The 18,901-nt window shown below is 37.6% G+C and carries 9 protein-coding genes; 8 read left to right on the top strand and 1 reads right to left on the bottom strand.

The annotated features are described in order from the left end of the window. Positions 1-14: 14 nt before the first annotated feature. Positions 15-3,158 (bottom strand): SusC/RagA family TonB-linked outer membrane protein, encoded by a 3,144-nt coding sequence (locus tag B9Y87_RS18615; protein ID WP_085500473.1) that lies wholly within the window; start codon positions 3,156-3,158, stop codon positions 15-17. A 417-nt stretch (positions 3,159-3,575) separates the two neighbouring features. Here B9Y87_RS18615 and B9Y87_RS18610 point away from each other — a divergent pair, with 417 nt between their 5' ends. From B9Y87_RS18610 to B9Y87_RS18575, 8 genes are all read left to right on the top strand, one after another. Further along, positions 3,576-7,529, top strand: a complete 3,954-nt coding sequence (locus B9Y87_RS18610) for a hybrid sensor histidine kinase/response regulator transcription factor (protein ID WP_085500472.1) — start codon at positions 3,576-3,578, stop codon at positions 7,527-7,529. A gap of 517 nt (positions 7,530-8,046) precedes the next feature. Continuing rightward, positions 8,047-8,565 carry a helix-turn-helix domain-containing protein gene (locus B9Y87_RS18605; protein ID WP_245808749.1) on the top strand — a complete coding sequence of 173 codons (519 nt, stop codon included), beginning with the start codon at positions 8,047-8,049 and terminating at the stop codon, positions 8,563-8,565. Positions 8,566-8,649: 84 nt separating this feature from the next. Then, entirely contained in the window at positions 8,650-11,067 is a 2,418-nt protein-coding gene (locus tag B9Y87_RS18600; protein ID WP_085500470.1) for a heavy metal translocating P-type ATPase, read from the top strand. Positions 11,068-11,151: 84 nt separating this feature from the next. After that, positions 11,152-11,433, top strand: coding sequence for a heavy-metal-associated domain-containing protein (locus B9Y87_RS18595; protein WP_139827288.1), 282 nt, complete (start codon positions 11,152-11,154; stop codon positions 11,431-11,433). A 405-nt stretch (positions 11,434-11,838) separates the two neighbouring features. Then, the gene (locus B9Y87_RS18590) at positions 11,839-12,909 is read left to right on the top strand and encodes an efflux RND transporter periplasmic adaptor subunit (protein WP_085500468.1); all 1,071 of its coding nucleotides are present in this window, start codon (positions 11,839-11,841) and stop codon (positions 12,907-12,909) included. 10 nt (positions 12,910-12,919) lie between these two features. Next, entirely contained in the window at positions 12,920-16,021 is a 3,102-nt protein-coding gene (locus B9Y87_RS18585) for an efflux RND transporter permease subunit (protein WP_085500467.1), read from the top strand. A 10-nt stretch (positions 16,022-16,031) separates the two neighbouring features. Then, positions 16,032-17,372 (top strand): TolC family protein, encoded by a 1,341-nt coding sequence (locus tag B9Y87_RS18580; protein ID WP_176225678.1) that lies wholly within the window; start codon positions 16,032-16,034, stop codon positions 17,370-17,372. Between the two features lie 105 nt (positions 17,373-17,477). Continuing rightward, positions 17,478-18,896: an MFS transporter gene (locus tag B9Y87_RS18575; protein ID WP_245808748.1), complete on the top strand. Its 1,419-nt coding sequence runs from the start codon at positions 17,478-17,480 to the stop codon at positions 18,894-18,896. Positions 18,897-18,901 lie beyond the last annotated feature (5 nt).

Genomic DNA, 18,901 nt, shown 5'->3' with positions numbered 1-18,901 from the left:
TAAATTTTAACGATTTATATAGATAGGTTTACCCCGACGTTTACGAATTTATTCTGTGGGTACTGCAATCCATTGGTATCGTTGACTTCTGGGTCAATACCAAATTTTGATAGGTTATCAAAGGAAAATAGGTTGTACCCATTTACATAGAACCTAGCTTTTTGTAGACCTATTTTTTCAAGAATTGGTTTAGGTAAGGAATACCCTAGTTCTATAGTTCTTGCCCTTAAATAGGTTACGTTATGCATCCAGAAGCTAGATGCTTGACCTCCTCTATAGTTACTGTGATATGATGCATTATAACGCAGCGCAGGATATTTCCCTGGAACCCAAGTACTATTGGGGTCCGCCGGATCCTGACGACTCCAGCTGTCCAAAAATATGGTGTTCAAAGCTCCCTGGTTTTGGAAAGCCCATCGAGTTTCCCATTCCTGTGCCCAGGAATATCCAGAGCCGCCTGAAAAATCCGCGGTAAAATCAACTCCCTTATAGGCCATGCGTATGCTAAGTCCGAAGTTTACAGAAGGTTGCTTACCAAAATTATAGCCTATCGGTTTTTCATCGTAACCGTTAATTCTTCCGTCACCATTTAAGTCTTCATAGATCAAATCTCCAGGCAATAAGGTTCTGTTACCCTGACCATCAATGTCTACTGGGTAATTGTTGATCTCTTCTTGGGACTGAAATTGACCGATGGTATTGAATCCCCATCTTATATCATTGAATCTTCCTTCATTGGATACCCTATATTCCTGCCATGAGTTTTCAAATCTAGGTTTATAGGATTCTATAAACTTACCACGGGAGTAGGAAGCATTACCAGAGACGGTTAGATAAAAGTCTCCAAAACTATCACTATAGCTTAAGGCCCCTTCAAAACCGGACTGGGCATCGCTATTTACGTTTTCATCTGGCAGACCATAGCCCAACTCACTGGGAATTAAGATATCATATTTCCTGCCTCTTAAACCTGTACGCAGTCTGTAGAAGTAGTCATAGGATCCATTGATCTTACCATCAAAAAGGGTGAAATCCATTCCTATATCCGTAATCTTACTCTTAAACCAGGAAATATTATCCACAATTTGACCTTTGTCCCTAGCACCTACGATTGGTTGACCATCCAATACAACTGTTCCTGTATTGTAATTGTAGCCTGGTAAATAGTCGTAGGCACCTATACCAATATTATCGTCTCCTAAAACACCATAGGAACCTCTTATTTTAAATTCCGAAACCCATGCATCCTCTCCAGCTATACTCTTATACCAGTCTTCCTCTGTAATCCTCCAACCGATGGAACCGGAAGGAAAAAATCCCTTTCTTTTGCTGGGGGCAAATTTCCAAGAGGCGTCCTGTCTTCCAGAAAGTTCCAAATAGTATTTTTCTTTGTAGTTATAGTTGAATTTACCAATGTAACCGATCCGTGCCTCTTCATTATCGGCATCTTGAAATTCTACCACATTTGCAAAATAGATCAGGGGCAAGATATTTGTTTCCGGTACCGAACGTACCCATTGATTTTGGTCACGTTGCTCTTGGCGTTCTACTAGAAATAGCCCTTCAACATTATGATCATCCCCAAAAGATTTTTTGTAGGTGGCTTGTCCTTGGTACACGTTTTTAAGAATCTTTCTATTTCTTCGTTCCCTCCATGGGTTGGAACTACCACCTGTAGCATTATAGGTGTCGTTGGCAGCATCATAGGTATATGCATCATAAGTGTATTCGTGGCCATTGAGTACTTGATCTGCTATATAATAGGAATACATTCCCTTTACAGTTAGTCCCTCTGCAAAACCACCGAACTTGTACTCCCCACTGAAGTTTGTTTGTAACACCCTCCAAATGTTGGTAGAATACCCTCCGATCTTCTTGTTGTGTAAAGCCCAGTTGGTCTCATTATGACCAATGTCATTAAGATATTCTGGGTTGTCATTGGCATATGGACGTTCAAAAGGACGATTACGCAATATGGCAAATCGTGGGAGCCAATAATCATCGGCACCAGGTATCCCCGGGTTATCAGTGGTTTCAATTCTACCGTTAATTTGAACTCCAACCTTTAATCGATCGGTAATATTGGCATCCAAATTACTCTGTATGTTATTACGCTCAAAATTAAACTCAGGGCCTAATACAGCTTCCTGTTTTAATTGGGTTCCGGAAATATAATAGTTGATTTTATCCGATCCTCCAGAAGTACTGACGTTTAAGCTGTAGAGCGGTGCGTCCTTCTTTATTATGAAGTTTTTCCAATCAAATGATTTATAACCGGCTTCTGTGCCTAATCGATACTTCTCCAATTCCTCATTCGTGATTTGTGTTTCTCCAAACTCGTTCAGATCGGCCTCTGCCTTTTTAGACATATACACATAGGAATCATTTACGGTCTTTGGAAATCTGGACCAATTTTGACCTCCGTAATAGGAATTGATATTGACCACATTTTTGGTATTCTTTCTACCACGTTTGGTGGTTACAACAACAACTCCATTTGCAGCCCTAACACCATAAATTGCAGCAGATGCATCCTTAAGTACAGAGATACTTTCAATATCGCCAGGAGAAATGTTGTTGAATTGACCGGCATCCTGTTGTATACCATCAATAACATATAGTGGGTCGCCCATATTCCTAATTTGAATGGCGGCAGTTGCCCCTGGTCGTCCATCTGGCATTTTAAAGGTAACCCCAGAAATTTTCCCAGCTAGTCCAGAACTTACCGAAGCCCCGGCATGGACGCTTTCTAAATCCTCGCTAGTTACCGTGGATATAGCGGCCGTAATGGATTTTTTCTCTTGGCTGGAATATCCAGTAACCACTACTTCATCCAAGGCAGCCACATCATCCGACATTTGTAGATCTATTGTAGTCCTGCCGTTTACAGGTAACTCCATAGTCTTGAAACCAATGTAACTGAACACAAGTACCGCATTTGTTGGTGCTTCAATGGTGTAGTTTCCATCAAAATCTGTGGAAACCCCATTATTTGTTCCCTTGACGATTACAGATACCCCAGGCAAGGGCATTGTGTCCGTTTCCGAACTTACATTTCCTGATATCTTCAGTTTATCCTGTGCATAGGATTGGGAAACCACTAAGAAGATACCCAGCAAACAGATCTGTTGAAATAATTTTTTTAAGATTGTCTTCATGTTGTTTTCATTTTTAATGTAATTAAGTTTTAGTTAGTTGTTAAAAGGTTTTTTTGAGACTGCTTTATTCGAAATTCAACCGTCAACATTTTTAGATTTAAGCTATGAGTATATTTTCAACTTTAATGGCATACTGTGTCGAATTAGATATTTGGTTAATTATTTGCCGATATCATAATATTGCACTGTTGTTGTTGATAATATTATTAATTCTATATATGTAAACTGTTGATTTAGCAGTTGCGACAAATAGAAGGATTTTAACATGGATTTAATTTGAATTTCGTTTCAATAGTTCCCCGAAATGATTCATAATCTTGCTTTTGTCTTTAGAAATGCGCTTATTGAGCCAAATTGTTGAACAGTGAAACATTATGTAGAACAAAAAGTTTTATATTTTCCAAAAATTGTTAAGCGTTGAAAAAGAGTGTTAAATTATTGGTTGTTGCTGTCCTTGTTTCCTGTTCCCTATGGTCACAGGAGTTTTACTTTAAACACTATAAGGTTGAGGATGGTCTATCGCATAATACGGTACTAAGTTCTTTACAGGACAAGAATGGCTTTATGTGGTTTGGTACTAAAAACGGACTGAATAGATTCGATGGCTATACCTTTAAACTGTTTCAAAACAATTCTGAAGATGTAAAAAGTTTACATGGCACTTATATTGAATGTCTTTATGAGTTTGAGGATGTCTTATGGGTGGGTACGGATAATGGTTTGTATAGCTATAACGAAAAACAGGAAAATTTTGATCTGTTGGAAGGAACTAGTGCCAAACAAATTTTAGGTCTCATGGCTGACGTAGAAAGTAATCTATGGTATATTGCCAACAGTACTTTGAACAAGTATAACACTAAATCTGGGAAAACCGATTCCTTTCCAACAGACCTATTTTTTAATGCCACAGCTATCATAAAAACAAATGATAACGAAATCATAGCGGCATCTAGTAATGAACTTTATAAATATAATAAGGTATCGAATAGCTTTATAAGTTATGGCATTAAGGTTCAGGGAGATCCTAAATTGCCATTTCGCATTAACCGATTATTTAATTTGAATGACCATGTAATCTTGTTGGGAACACAGAATCATGGTGTATTAGCATATGATATTTTAGAGGGTAAAATCTTAGACATGCTTCAGGAATTAAAGGGACCAATTTATGTCAGGGATTTTGCATTGAGAGGAAAAGAGGAGCTTTGGGTTGCCTCGGAATCCGGTATTCATTTATATAATATTAAAGAAAAAGTATATACCAATTTGGTAAAAGATTATGGTAATCCTTATGCTCTGGCCGATAATGCCGTATACGCATTAACAGTGGACGATGAGGGCAGTGTATGGGCGGGAACCTATTTTGGTGGAGTAAACTATTATCCCAACCAGTACAATCACTTTAAGAAGTATTTCCCGTCCCTATCGGAAAATTCAATTAGTGGAAATGCTGTACGTGAAATTCGTCCCGATAATAAGGGCAATTTATGGATAGGAACAGAAGATGCGGGATTAAATAAGTTCAATTTAGAAACGGGAAAATTTACAAATTACACCTCCAAGGATAAAGGAGGCATATTGTCCCATTATAATATTCACGGCGTACTTCCAATTGAGGACAAGGTTTGGATAGGTACATTCGATCATGGGTTGGATGTTCTGGACGTTAAACAGGACAAAATCGTAGCACATTACAATATGGGAGACAGGAGTACTCTCCGCAGTAATTTTATTTTCTCACTTTATAAAACTAGGACAAATGATATTATTGTAATATCCACATCCTCAATTCAATCCTATAATTCACAAACCGATAATTTTGATTTGGTAGGGACTTTTCCTGAACATATACATTATACATGCTTTTTTGAGGACAAAAGTGGGGTTTTATGGGCTGGAAGTTATTCCGAAGGTTTGTTTTATTACGATCCAAATACTGGTGATAACGGTAATTATATATACAATAGCCTTGATGCCGAGGGTATTAGCAATAATCACATAAATGGTATATTTCAAGATAACAACGATACAATGTGGGTTACTACAGAAAATGGATTGAACCAATACGACCCAATTAAAAAAACCTTCAAGAAATACGGGACCAAAGATGGTTTCCCAAGTAATGCTTTCTATTCCATGTTGGCGGGTAAGGATAACGAAGTTTGGGTAACTACCTCCAATGGATTGGTGGAATATGAAACCGTAACAGGTCAAAAAAAAATCTATTCCAAGGAAAGTGGTTTGCTTAGTGATCAATTCAATTATAATTCTGGTTACAAAAGTCCGGATGGAACAATATATTTTGGGAGCGTTAACGGAATGATAAGTTTTAATCCTGAAAACTTCCTCAATAATACCTATGTGCCCCCAATTTTAATTACAGGACTGCAAATTAACAACCAGGAGGCCATTGTAGGAGTAGATGATTCCCCATTGCAGAAATCAATAACTTTTCTAGATAACTTGCTGCTTAACGCAAACCAGTCTTCCTTTAGTTTAGATTTTGCCGCTCTAAGTTATATAAGTCCCGAATCTACAGAGTATATGTATCAAATGAAAGGCATAAGTGATGACTGGATTCCAATAAAAAAGGATCATAGGGTGCACTTCACTGAATTGGCAGCGGGCAAATATACGTTGAACATTAAATCCTTGACCAATAATGGTATTTGGAGTGCTAAGTCCAAACCCCTTTCAATAGAGGTTTTACCTATTTTTTGGAAAAGTAATCTGGCCTATTCCCTTTATCTAATTTTATTGGCAATTGCGGTGTTTTTAATAATTAGATTCTATCACTTGCGAACTGTATCAAAAAATAATCAGCGAATCAAGGAACTAAGCAATAAAAAAGAGAAAGAGGTTTATCAGGCAAAAATTGAATTTTTCACCAATATCTCCCATGAGATAAGAACTCCTTTGACCCTTATAAAAAGTCCTTTGGATAAATTGATTAATAATAATAATCATTCCCCCGATGCAATGGGCCATCTATCAATAATGCAGAAGAATACCACCAGACTATTGGATTTGGTAAATCAGTTATTGGATTTTAGAAAGACTGAGATGGAAAGTATTAGCCTCACCTTTGTTGAGTGCAATATTACTGAATTGATAAATAAAACCTGTAATCGTTTTAGTGAGGCAATCAACGATAAGGATATCGATTGTCAGTTGAATTTGGGAGAAACAGAGATATTTGCCTATGTGGATGCCGAGGCCATAAAGAAGATATTGAGCAATCTTTTTGGTAATGCTATAAAATATGCGCATAAAAAGGTTAATGTTAATTTGGAAACTACTTCGGAAACCTTAATACTCACAGTTCAGAATGACGGGGATATGATCCCGGAGCATCTTTCAAAAAAAATATTCGAACCTTTTTTCAGGGTTTCTGGGGTCGAGAATCAGAATGGAACGGGAATAGGTCTTGCCTTGGCTCATTCACTTACTAAGCTACACAATGGAAATTTGGAAATGGAAAACAAAAATAACTCCCTGAATACCTTTGTTTTAAAGCTGCCCATTCACCAAGAAAGAGAATTTAGACTTTATTCGCAAGATCGATCTTTGGAAAGTGACAAATCAGAGGTTGCAATGCTTAATATGGAGGAGGATGCAACCAAACCAAATATCTTAATAGCAGAGGATAGTATCGACCTTTTGGATTTTATTGCCAACGATTTAAAAGAACTGTACAATGTTTATAGGGCTACCAACGGACAGGAAGCATTGAGGATTATAGAATTAAAAAATATCCAGCTTGTGGTTACCGATGTTATGATGCCAATAATGGATGGTTATGATTTGTGTAGAAATATTAAGCGCAACTTGGAATCTAGTCATATTCCTGTAATTTTCTTAACCTCCAAACAGGCGTTAAACGCAAAAATTGTAGGATTGGAATCCGGTGCGGACGCCTATTTGGAAAAACCATTTTCCATATCGCACCTTAGGGTGCAAATTAAAAACTTGATTGAAAACCGAAAGAATATAATGGCGTACTATTCCAGTTCTCCCCTAGCCCACCTTAAGAGTATTGCACTGACGGCGACCGATGAAACGTTTATAAATAAGTTGGACGAGGTAATTTCCAAACATATTTCGGATCCAGATCTCAGTGTGGAAACCTTGAGTGATATAATGTTTATGAGTAGGTCAACACTCTATAGGAAAATAAAGGAAATGTCTAACCTTAGCCCGAATGAATTGATCAATATTGCCCGCTTAAAAAAAGCAGCTGAATTGCTAAAGAAAGGAGAATATAGAATTTATGAAGTTTCAGAAATGGTAGGATACAATTCCCAAACGAGTTTTGGCCGGAATTTTCAAAAACAATTCAATATGACCCCAACGGAATACATGAATTCTTAGGGTATTTACTTGATGTGTTCTTAACTATTGAGCGGCATCTAATTGGCGGTGCGTAATTAGGTGAGTATTAATGATTTTTAAAATTATAAGTATCTGATAATAAGCATAGTACGTAAGGGGTTGCAGTTCCTATTCTCCGCTGAAAAGCCCCGTAGACTAATGTTTATGGGGCTTTGTTTTTATAGGTGACAGAATAGGTGACAGTGTTTAGGGCTAAGGTTGGACGCTAAAGTTCAATTGTTCTGTTAATGTAAAGGTTTTAATTGTTGAACAAAATAAGATCTATCCATAATTTCTTATCAGGTCAATTCACATGAACTCAATGGAACAAACCAATTATTTTTTCTAGGTCTCGGGACATATAGATTTTACCTTCTCCAATATTTTTGCTTTCACTATATAAGAATAATTTTCTTCATCCATCAAATAATTGAGGTATATTTGATTTATACGTCAGTAAAAAATTAAAAATTCAGTGAAACTCCACGTTAAAAATATGGTTTGCAATCGCTGTATTATGGTTGTAAAATCGGCGTTCGAAAAACTTGGTTTTGATCCTTTATCGGTAAAGTTGGGGGAAGTTGAACTAGGTGAAGAACTTACTATTCAAGAAAAAGAAAATCTTTCAATAGCGCTTGAAGGCTATGGGTTTGCCATCATGGATGATAAAAGAAGTAGGTTGATTATTAAAACAAAGGCATTGATAGTTGAATTGGTCCATCAACAGAACAACGATATTAAGACCAACCTTTCCACATATTTGAGCGATATGCTTAATCATGACTATAATTATCTCTCCAATCTTTTTTCCGAGGTTGAAGGCACTACCATAGAAAAGTATTTTATTGCCCAAAAAATTGAAAGGGTAAAAGAACTATTGGTGTATGACGAATTATCTTTGAGCGAAATCGCTTTTCAACTCAATTATTCCAGTATAGGGCATCTAAGCAATCAATTTAAAAAAGTTACAGGCCTTACCCCCAGGCACTTTAAAGACGTTAAATTAAATAAGCGAAAACCCTTGGACGAACTGTAATCTTGTAAATTATTTCCATAAAAGTGTAATTTTTAAAGCCTCTAAAGTGGCCAACTTTGTATTATAATTTTAAATACAATTATTATGGCAACGTTAGCTGCAAAACCAATGTACATTCCATTAGAAGGCGTGGAAAGTGAGCACTGTGCGCTTATTGTGGACAATGGTTTAAAAAAGGTAAAAGACATTGAAGCCCACAAAATAGAAATCAATAACAAAAGAGCCGTCATTGAATCTTCTAAAATGAGTGCCGTGGTGCCCGAAGTGGTTAAAACTATTCGGAATCTGGGATATGAAGTGACTACGGTAAAAAAGACATTTCCCGTTATGGATATGACCTGTGCCGCCTGTGCTATTAGTGTAGAAAGCATTATAAAATATTTAGACGGAGTAGTGAATGCCTCGGTAAATTTCGCCACTGCCACCGTAAGTGTAGAGTATCTTCCCAATACGGTCAGTCCCAATGAACTTAAAAATGCCGTTCAATCCATTGGCTATGATCTATTAATTGATAACAATGAAAATGTTAATCAAACTTTAGAAGAACTACAAGCAAAGAAATTTCATCAGTTGAAATGGAGAACCATCAAAGCAGGTCTGTTTTCTATACCATTAGTAGTAATCGGGATGTTTTTTATGGATATGCCTTATGCCAATTATATCATGTGGGCCTTATCTACTCCAGTTATTCTTTGGTTCGGAAAGGACTTTTATATAAACGCATATAAACAGGCAAAACACCGTTCTGCCAACATGGATACACTGGTAGCCTTGAGTACAGGTGTAGCTTATATTTTTAGTGTGTTCAATACACTGTTTACCGAATTCTGGCACGCAAGGGGCGTACATGCCCACGTTTATTTTGAGGCTGCTGCAGTAGTCGTTGCATTTATTTTACTTGGTAAACTTTTGGAGGAAAAAGCGAAAGGAAATACCTCTACTGCCATTAAAAAATTAATGGGACTGCAACCCAAGTCGGTTACAGTAATAGATTCTCAAGGAAATCATATTGATACATCGATTGATCTTATCAATCCCAATGATGTGATACTAGTGAAACCCGGTGAAAAAATCGCGGTAGACGGTATTGTGACCAATGGAAACTCTTATGTCGATGAAAGCATGTTGAGCGGTGAGCCTGTGCCAGTTTTAAAAAATGCAAATGACCAAGTATTTGCAGGAACTATAAATCAAAAAGGGAGCTTTCAATTTCGTGCAGAAAAAGTTGGTGCGGAAACAATGCTGGCCCAAATAATAAAAATGGTACAGGATGCCCAGGGCAGTAAGGCACCCGTTCAAAAATTGGTCGATAAGATTGCAGGTATTTTTGTGCCTGTGGTAATTGGTATTGCCTTGATTGCTTTTGGGGTTTGGTTAATTTTTGGAGGCGATAACGGATTTACTCACGGTTTACTGGCCCTTGTAACGGTATTGGTTATAGCTTGTCCCTGTGCGTTAGGTTTGGCAACACCTACGGCTATTATGGTAGGAGTGGGTAAAGGAGCTGAAAAAGGGATATTAATCAAGGATGCCGAAAGTTTGGAACTAACAAAAAATGTAAATGCCATAGTATTGGATAAGACCGGTACTATAACCGAAGGTAAACCTGTGGTAACAGATATGGCCTGGTTGGACAATAATGATAGCACCAAGGGAATTCTGTACAGTATAGAAAAACAATCAGAACACCCCTTAGCTGAAGCCGTTATTGATTATTTGGGCAATGTACCACCTGTAGAGATTTCCAATTTCGAAAGTATTACAGGTAAAGGTGCCAAAGCACAACTGAACAATGAGGCCTTCTTTGTAGGCAACCAAAGATTGCTAAACGAACAAGCAATAGAGATTTCTACAAAATTACAGGAAATAGGGAATAATTGGAGCGCAGAATCCAAAACGGTAATTTGGTTTGCCAATTCTGAAGAAGCCTTGGCAGTAATTGCTATAGCCGATAAGATTAAAGAATCCTCCATTGAGGCCATAATGCAATTACAGGATAGGGGTATTGAAGTTTATATGTTGACCGGTGATAATGAATCGACCACAAAAACTATTGCAGCCCAAACTGGCATAAGACATTATAAAGCCGAAGTTCTACCAGAACAAAAAGCGGCCTTCGTAAAAATGTTGCAAAATCAGGGAAAAGTAGTTGCAATGGTGGGAGATGGAATTAACGATAGCGCAGCTTTGGCCCAGGCCAATGTAAGTATTGCTATGGGCAAAGGTAGTGACATTGCTATGGATGTAGCTAAAATGACCATTATTTCATCAGATCTAAATAAAATACCAATGGCTATAAAGCTATCCAAACAAACGGTAGCTGCTATTCGGCTAAACCTTTTTTGGGCCTTTATATATAATATTATTGGCATCCCTATTGCGGCAGGCATACTTTATCCGATAAACGGATTCTTACTAAATCCAATGATTGCAGGAGCGGCAATGGCCTTTAGTAGTGTAAGCGTTGTTGGAAACAGTCTATTGCTGAAGTTGAAAAAATAGAAATTTAAAACTTTATTGTAAATATATAAAATATTGATAATCAAACTATTAATTCGTTATGTGTAATTTAAAACATAAAAAGCAATGAAAACATTAAAAATACAAATTCCGAACATGCAAAGTTCACATTGCCAAATGCGTGTCAACAAGGCTTTAGGTACAATTTTAGGTGCCACCAACATTAGGACGCAATCCGGGGTTGCAAGCGCAAGCTTGCCAATGGAAGCTACTTCGGCGGAAGTTATTTCTACTATAGAAAATGCCGGATATTACGTTACCGATATAGAGCAGGAAAATGAAATTACCTTTTCGGAAACCGAATCTACTATTGAAAATGGTATTGTTAATGACCATTGTCTTGATTAGAAATTAAACAAGAGGGGTTACAGTTTTCATACGTATAGCAAAGAGACTTAATTCTGCTTATTGTATAATCCATAACATTGGATTTCCTCTTGACAACAATAGGTTCCCCGGTTTAGAGTGTTGGAGTACAACAAATGTAAATTCCATCCTTTTATACCGGGGCACTTCATTTACTATGGCACTTATAGTTATCCATAGCCCAATAAATAATAAAATCCTAAAACTTCCTCCAAGGCTAGTTTCTCAAATTTGCACTCAAGACCTAGTTTTCCAGCCTAATTCTGTCACTTAAATTCCATTAAATAAGATTGAAATTTTACAATTAATCTATGTAAAAGTGTAAAAATACAATTGTATTCAGAGGTTAATTTTGACACATGTTATTAACCTAAAAATCAATGTATTATGTATCTAAAAATCAACATTTGGAAAACGGCTTTTCTGTACGGAGCATTATCTGTATCCGTAATTTCTTGTTCAGAAAGCGCAGATAAAAATCTTGAATCCGATAGTACTTCAATGGAAGTAAATAAACTTCCAGTTGATGTAATAGAAGCCCAAGAATTAGAACTTAAACAGGAAGAAGTTCTTGTAGGAACCGTAGTCCCTATTCAGGAAGTTGCCGTGGTTAGTGAAATCTCTCAAAAAATCTCAAAAATAGCCTTTAAAAATGGGGATAATGTACGTAAGGGTCAACTCCTTTACAAATTAAACGATGCCGATTTAAGGGCAAAACAAAAAGAACTCAATGCAGCATTAAAATTGGCAAGTTTAAATGAACAACGTTATTCAAGTCTATTAAGAACAGAAACAATTCGTCAACAGGAGTATGATGAAATAGACACAAAACTTCAGTCATTACGTGCTCAATTGGAATTTTTGAATGTTCAATTGGGTAAAACAGAAATAAGGGCGCCGTTCTCTGGTATAATTGGGATTACACAAGTAGATGTTGGCGCCTTTGTTTACCCTGGTCTGGAATTGGTAAATCTTCAAGATCAATCCAAAGTAAAAGTCATTTTCTCTATACCGGAAAAACACCTTCTACAGGTAAGCAAGGGAAAGGTCATCAACTTTAGCACACAACTTTCCGATACAAAACACGAAGCAATTATTGCAGCTGGAAATTCTGGTTTGGATGATCAGAACAGAAGTTTAACGGTCGAGGCTATTGCCGATAATTTTCAAAATGAATTTAAAGGTGGTATGTCGGCTAAAGTTTATTTCTCAACCCTAAATCACGGTACAAAAGGAATAAAAATTCCGTCACAGGCCTTAATACCAAGTGAACATGGGTATAGTGTTTATTTACTTGAAAATGACAAAGCAAAAATGACCCCGGTCACCATAAACTATAGAACGGAAAATGAGGTGACCGTACTGTCCGGTATTAGGGACAAAGATAAGGTTATTGTATCCAATATCCTCCGCTTGGGTGAAGGTATACCAGTAGTGGAAGTTGTAACATCTAATTAAATATAAGATCATGAGTTTACCATCATTAAGTATAAAAAAGCCCGTTTTGGCAGGTGTATTTTCTGCCTTAATAGTTATTATGGGTATTGTTGGTTGGATGAATTTAGGGGTAAGGGAATATCCATTGACAGAACCGCCAGTAATATCCGTTGTAACCTTTTATCCTGGAGCAAGTCCAGACGTAATTGCTTCTAAGATTACCAAACCAATTGAAGAGTCTATTGCCGAAGCCAATGGGCTAAGAACAATATCTTCAGAATCCAGGGAGCAAGTAAGTATTATTTCTATCGAGTTTAATAGGGATATTGATCTTGAAGATGCCTTGAACGATGTACGGGATAAGGTTTCAAAATCCAAAAATCAAATTCCTGCGGATGTCGACCCACCCATCGTTGAAAAGGCATCATCACCAGATAATTTGGTTGCTTTTCTGGAGGTGGAAAGTGATACCAAGGATATTAAGGAAGTAAGCCATTTGGCTTCCACAGTTATTAAAGATCGAATTCAATCTATACCCGGTATCAATAGGGTGGCCGTCGTGGGTGAGCATAAATACGCCATGAGATTACGTTTTGACCCTATTAAATTGGCCTCATTACAACTTACCCCTGAAGATATAAGGGAGGCTCTATTAAGGGAAAATATCGATTTGCCATCAGGTCGGATTGAAGGTGATAATAATGAATTGAGCGTGCGTTCCATCGGGCGTTTAACCACAGAGGAGGAGTTTAATAATATGATTATTAAGCAAGATGCCAATTCCATCATTAAATTAAAAGATATTGGTTATGCAGAGTTGGGCGAAATGAACGAACGTACGGCCATCATCAATGGAACCAATAATGTCAACCGTGTAGGTGTTGGTATAGCCATACAGATTCAACGCGGTGCCAATGCCATAGAAGTTGTAGACGAATTCTATAATAGGCTTGATCAACTGAGACAAGAGGTGCCTAAGGAATACCGTTTAATTGTCGGTTTCGATTTTACAAAACCAGTAAGGGAATCGATAAAGGAAGTTGAGGAAACCTTATTTATTGCTTTTGGTTTAGTGGTGTTGATTATATTTTTATTCCTTCGGGACTGGCGTTCTACCATTATTCCTGTATTGGCCATACCGGTATCCATTTTATCGGCATTCTTTATCATGTATTTAGCTGGGTTTTCTATAAATGTACTTACCCTCTTAGGTTTGGTTCTGGCCATAGGATTGGTAGTTGATGATGCCATAGTAGTTTTGGAAAATATATATAAGAAGGTGGAAGAAGGCATGACCCCAATACAAGCAGCTTTTAAAGGTTCCAAAGAAATATATTTCGCCGTTATCTCCACTACCGTGACGCTTGCTGCTGTTTTTACACCTATCATTTTTATGGGGGGTATTAGTGGTCAACTTTTTAAGGAATTTGCCATAGTGGTCTCCGGATCTGTCCTGGTTTCAGCTTTCGTAGCATTAACACTATCCCCTATGCTCAGTGCCTATTTGTTAAAGAAACAGGATAAACCCAATTGGTTATATCGCACTACGGAGCCATTTTTCATTAGGTTGAATAATGGTTATGAAAGTTTACTGACCGCATTTATGAAAAAACGTTGGATGGCATGGATATTCTTGGTAATTGCAGGGGGACTAATTTATGTGGTCGGAAAATCATTGCCATCAGAGTTGGCACCTTTGGAGGATCGGTCTAACCTGAGCCTAATAGCAGTGGCTCCTGAAGGTGTTTCTTTTGACTATATGAAAAAAGGGATGACCGAAGTTGGTAGATATGTAAACGAATCCACAGATGGTCTCTACCAAACCTATTCCATGGTTGCAATTTCCTTTATCCCAGCCCCGGCTCCAGTAAATATAGCGGTACAAAGTATATACCTAAATGATCCAAAGGATAGAAAAATGTCTGCACAGGATTTGTACAATCAATATGGTGCGGCGTCAGGAAATTTTAGGGATTTCTTATTATTTCCTTATATGCCACCTACTATTGGAACTAGATATGGAGGCGGTATGCCCGTGCAATTTGTTTTGCAGGCACAAAGTCTTGACAGTTTAAATAAAGTACTTCCAAAATTCTTACAGGCTGCCCGTCAGAGTCCAAAGCTAATGTTTGTGGATTCCGATCTAAAAATAAACAAGCCAGAGGTCAAAATAAATATAGATAGGCAAAAAGCTGCATTAATGGGGGTTTCCATTCAAGAAGTTTCAAGGGCTTTACAACTATCACTTTCAGGACAACGTTATGGTTATTTCTTAAAAAATGATAGACAATACGAAGTTATAGGTCAGGTAGAAAAGCCACAAAGAAACGATATCAGTGATTTAAGATCGATCAATGTTAAATCTTCAAACGGACAAATGATTTCATTGGATAATTTGGTTTCTATGGAGGAAGGAATTAGTCCCGCTGCAATATATAGGTACGATCAATATACATCGGCAACTATTTCGGCTGCACTTGCCCCGGGAGTTAGTTTGGAGGAAGGAATAAAGGAAATTGAAGCTATTAAGAATGATGAATTGGGTCAAACGTTTAAAACTAGTTTAGCTGGTCAGGCAAGGGATTACGAAGAAAGTCAGGGCAACATACTTTTCACCTTAATATTGGCTCTTATCATTATATACATGATTCTTGCGGCTCAGTTTGAAAGCTTGAGAGACCCACTTATTATTATGCTTACAGTTCCTATGGCGGTAACCGGGGCTATTTTAAGTCTTTATTGGTTTGGTCAAAGTTTAAATGTATTTAGTCAAATCGGGATAATTACCCTGGTTGGCTTAATTACGAAAAACGGAATTCTAATTGTAGAGTTTGCTAACGATTTAAAGGCCCAGGGACTTTCTAAATTCGAGGCTGCAACGCAAGCAGCAGTTCAACGTTTTAGACCCATACTAATGACTTCTCTAGCCATGATTTTTGGGGCTTTACCCATAGCGCTCACTTTTAATAGCCGACAATCTTTGGGGATTGTAATAGCAGGAGGTTTAATTTTTGCAGGAATTCTGACACTCTTTATTATCCCCGCAGTTTACTCCTACTTATCCAGTGACAAATCTACTACTGAGGTTGAAGAGGAGTTGTATCCGGTATCAAAACTCATCAATGAACATTAAAACTAGAACAATGAAGACAACTGTTTTTAATATTGTGGTTTTCCTGTTGATCTATTCCTCAGGAATAAGGGCTTTTGCCCAGACCAACTTAAGTTTGGAAGATGCTATTGAATTGGCATCCAAGGGAAATAAAACGCTGAACATTCAAAATCTTCAGGAATTAAGTGCCAAACAAGCTGTAAGGGAAGCAAAAAGTGCTTTTTTGCCAAACATTGATTTCAACGGAAATCTTTCCAGATATTTTGATCGCCAAGTTATTTATTTACCTGGCAGTTTTGCAGGATCTGAAAAGGCCGTTCAGGACGTGTCAGTTGGTGGATTACATCAATATGATGCCGTAATTTCTTTGAATCAGAAACTTTTTTCCAAAAGTTCCAAAGAGGATTTCAAAGCTTCCAAGATTGCAGAAGAAATAGAGAATGAAAAAACAGCGGATATGGAAGGGCAGTTGATACATGAAGTCACTAAAAGTTTTTATCGGGTACTACTAAGTCAAAATCAATTAATGCTTTTGGAAAAAAGCTTGCACCGAAATGAAAAAGCCCTTCAAGACGCCAAATACTTATTGATTCAAGGAAAGGGTTTAAAAACGGATACCTTGCAAAGTTATATTGCGGTGGAAAATTTGAAAACTTCCCTTCACTATCAAAGGAGCAGTGTAGATATAGCCAAAACTCAATTGAAACAATTAATTGGGCTAAATGAGGAAGTGGACATAAGCTTGGAAGATATCTTCCAGATGGGTGAAAAAAGTGAAGATTTTTATATTCAAGATCAAGAGTTTCCAGTGGATGAATTGACGAGGCACGACCTATCCATTCAAAAATTGAACATTGAATTAGAGGAAAGAAAATTATCTGCTATAAAGGCTACCCGAGTTCCTGAAGTTTCTTTAATTGGCCAATATCAGTTGCAATCCCAGGATGATAATTTTGGTTTTAAGAACCAACCATGGCAGAATACTTCTTTAATAGCAGTAAACCTTTCGTTTCCAATTTTTAGCGGGGGTAGAACTTCTGCAAAAACAAAACAGGCACTTATAAGATTGGACCAGGAAAAATTAAGAATGGATGCTTTATATGACGAGGTGAAATTAGAGATTTCAACAATTTCAAACGAATGGAGTAATGCCAAAATGCAATACGCAACCCAAAAAAAGAATGTAGAAGCTGCCCAACTTAACTATTCCATGGTCAATCAGCGATACATTAACGGGATAGGTTCAAAACTGGAGATTTCAGATGCGGAACTCGCATTAACATCCTCGCAGTTCAATTATTTACAAGCCTTATATAATCTTAAAATTTACAGTTCGGATATGCAAAAGGCATTGGGCAGGCTAAAATTTTGATAGAAAACAAAATTATATAAAACATTAAATTTTAAAAAAAACTTACAAAATAGTGTAAAACTAGACCGTTCAGGAACAAGTAATTTTACTAAAATAATTAAATCTATGAAAACAAATGAAACCATGAATGCTGGTAACAATTCTTTACGTTGGATAGCATTATTTGTGCTTTGTGTTGCACAATTTATTGTCATAATGGACACTTCTATTATTGGTGTGGCCCTACCGGCAATAAAGGCTGACCTGGGTTATACGCAATCCGGGTTGCAATGGGTATTCAATGCCTATGTAATTGCCTTTGGCGGATTCCTATTGTTGGGAGGCAAATTATCCGATATTTTCGGTGCCCGCAGAATATTTGTTGCAGGCTTTACAGTATTGACTTTTTCCTCCCTTTTTGCAGGCCTGGCCTGGTCGGATCTTTCTCTAAATGTTGCTCGGGCATTACAAGGATTGGGATCTGCTTTAATAGCCCCTGCAGCACTGACCATGGTGTTTGGCCTTTTTAAAGAACCCAAGGAGCTGGGAAGAGCGCTTGGGTTCTGGGGAGCAGCAGCTGCTGCCGGTGGTTCGGCAGGAGTATTTCTAGGAGGTGTAATTACGGAATGGGTCTCATGGCAGTGGATATTTTTTATAAACATCCCAATAGGCTTGCTAGTACTTCTTGCATCTCCCCGTTATCTGCCTAGAGGAGTAAAAAGAAAAGGTCGGGTCGATGTAATTGGAGCTGTTTTGGCAACCTTATCACTAATGTTTACTGTTTATGCTATAGTTGCAGCAGAAAGAAATGGTTGGACTTCCTTTACCACTATGGGATTATTATTGGGCTCCATAGTTCTAATAATCCTGTTCATAGGTATACAAAAAAAGAAAGAACACCCATTGTTGCCCATGTCCATTTTTAAAACACCAAATCTTTCGGCTGGTAATGTCGTTATGGCACTATTGGCCGGAGCGTGGATTCCGTTATGGTTTTACCTAAACCTATATCTTCAGCAAATTTTGGGTTATTCCGCATTTCACAGTGGATTGGCTTTATTACCGATGACAATAACCATTATGATTCTTATGGTAGGTTATTCAGGAAAATTGGTGCAGAAATTTGGGTTCAAGAATAATTTGACACTTGGACTACTTTTTTTGACTTTATCATTACTCCTATTTGGAACAGTACCTTTAAACGGTAGTTTTATGATCCATGTACTACCGCCATCATTACTTGGCGCGATGGGAATGTCGTTGGCCTATATTCCAGGAACAATTGCTTCTATATCCAGCGCCAAACCCGAAGATTCTGGTTTGGCCTCAGGGCTTGTCAATACAAGTTATCAAATAGGGTCAGCTTTGGGATTGGCCCTAATAGTAGCCGTTGCAGCAGCTTCGTCTCATTCCATGGCCATTGAGGTTTCTACCACTCAGGAAGCTTTAATTTCAGGATTTAGATCTGCTTTTATGGCTGCCGCTGTTATAAGTGCTTTGGGTACGGTGATATCAATGTTTTATGTAAAGACACAAAAGGCTTAAAATTG

The organism is Arenibacter troitsensis (assembly GCF_900177645.1).
Taxonomy (GTDB): Bacteria; Bacteroidota; Bacteroidia; order Flavobacteriales; family Flavobacteriaceae; genus Arenibacter; species Arenibacter troitsensis.
This window is presented reverse-complemented; position numbering and strand designations above follow the sequence as displayed.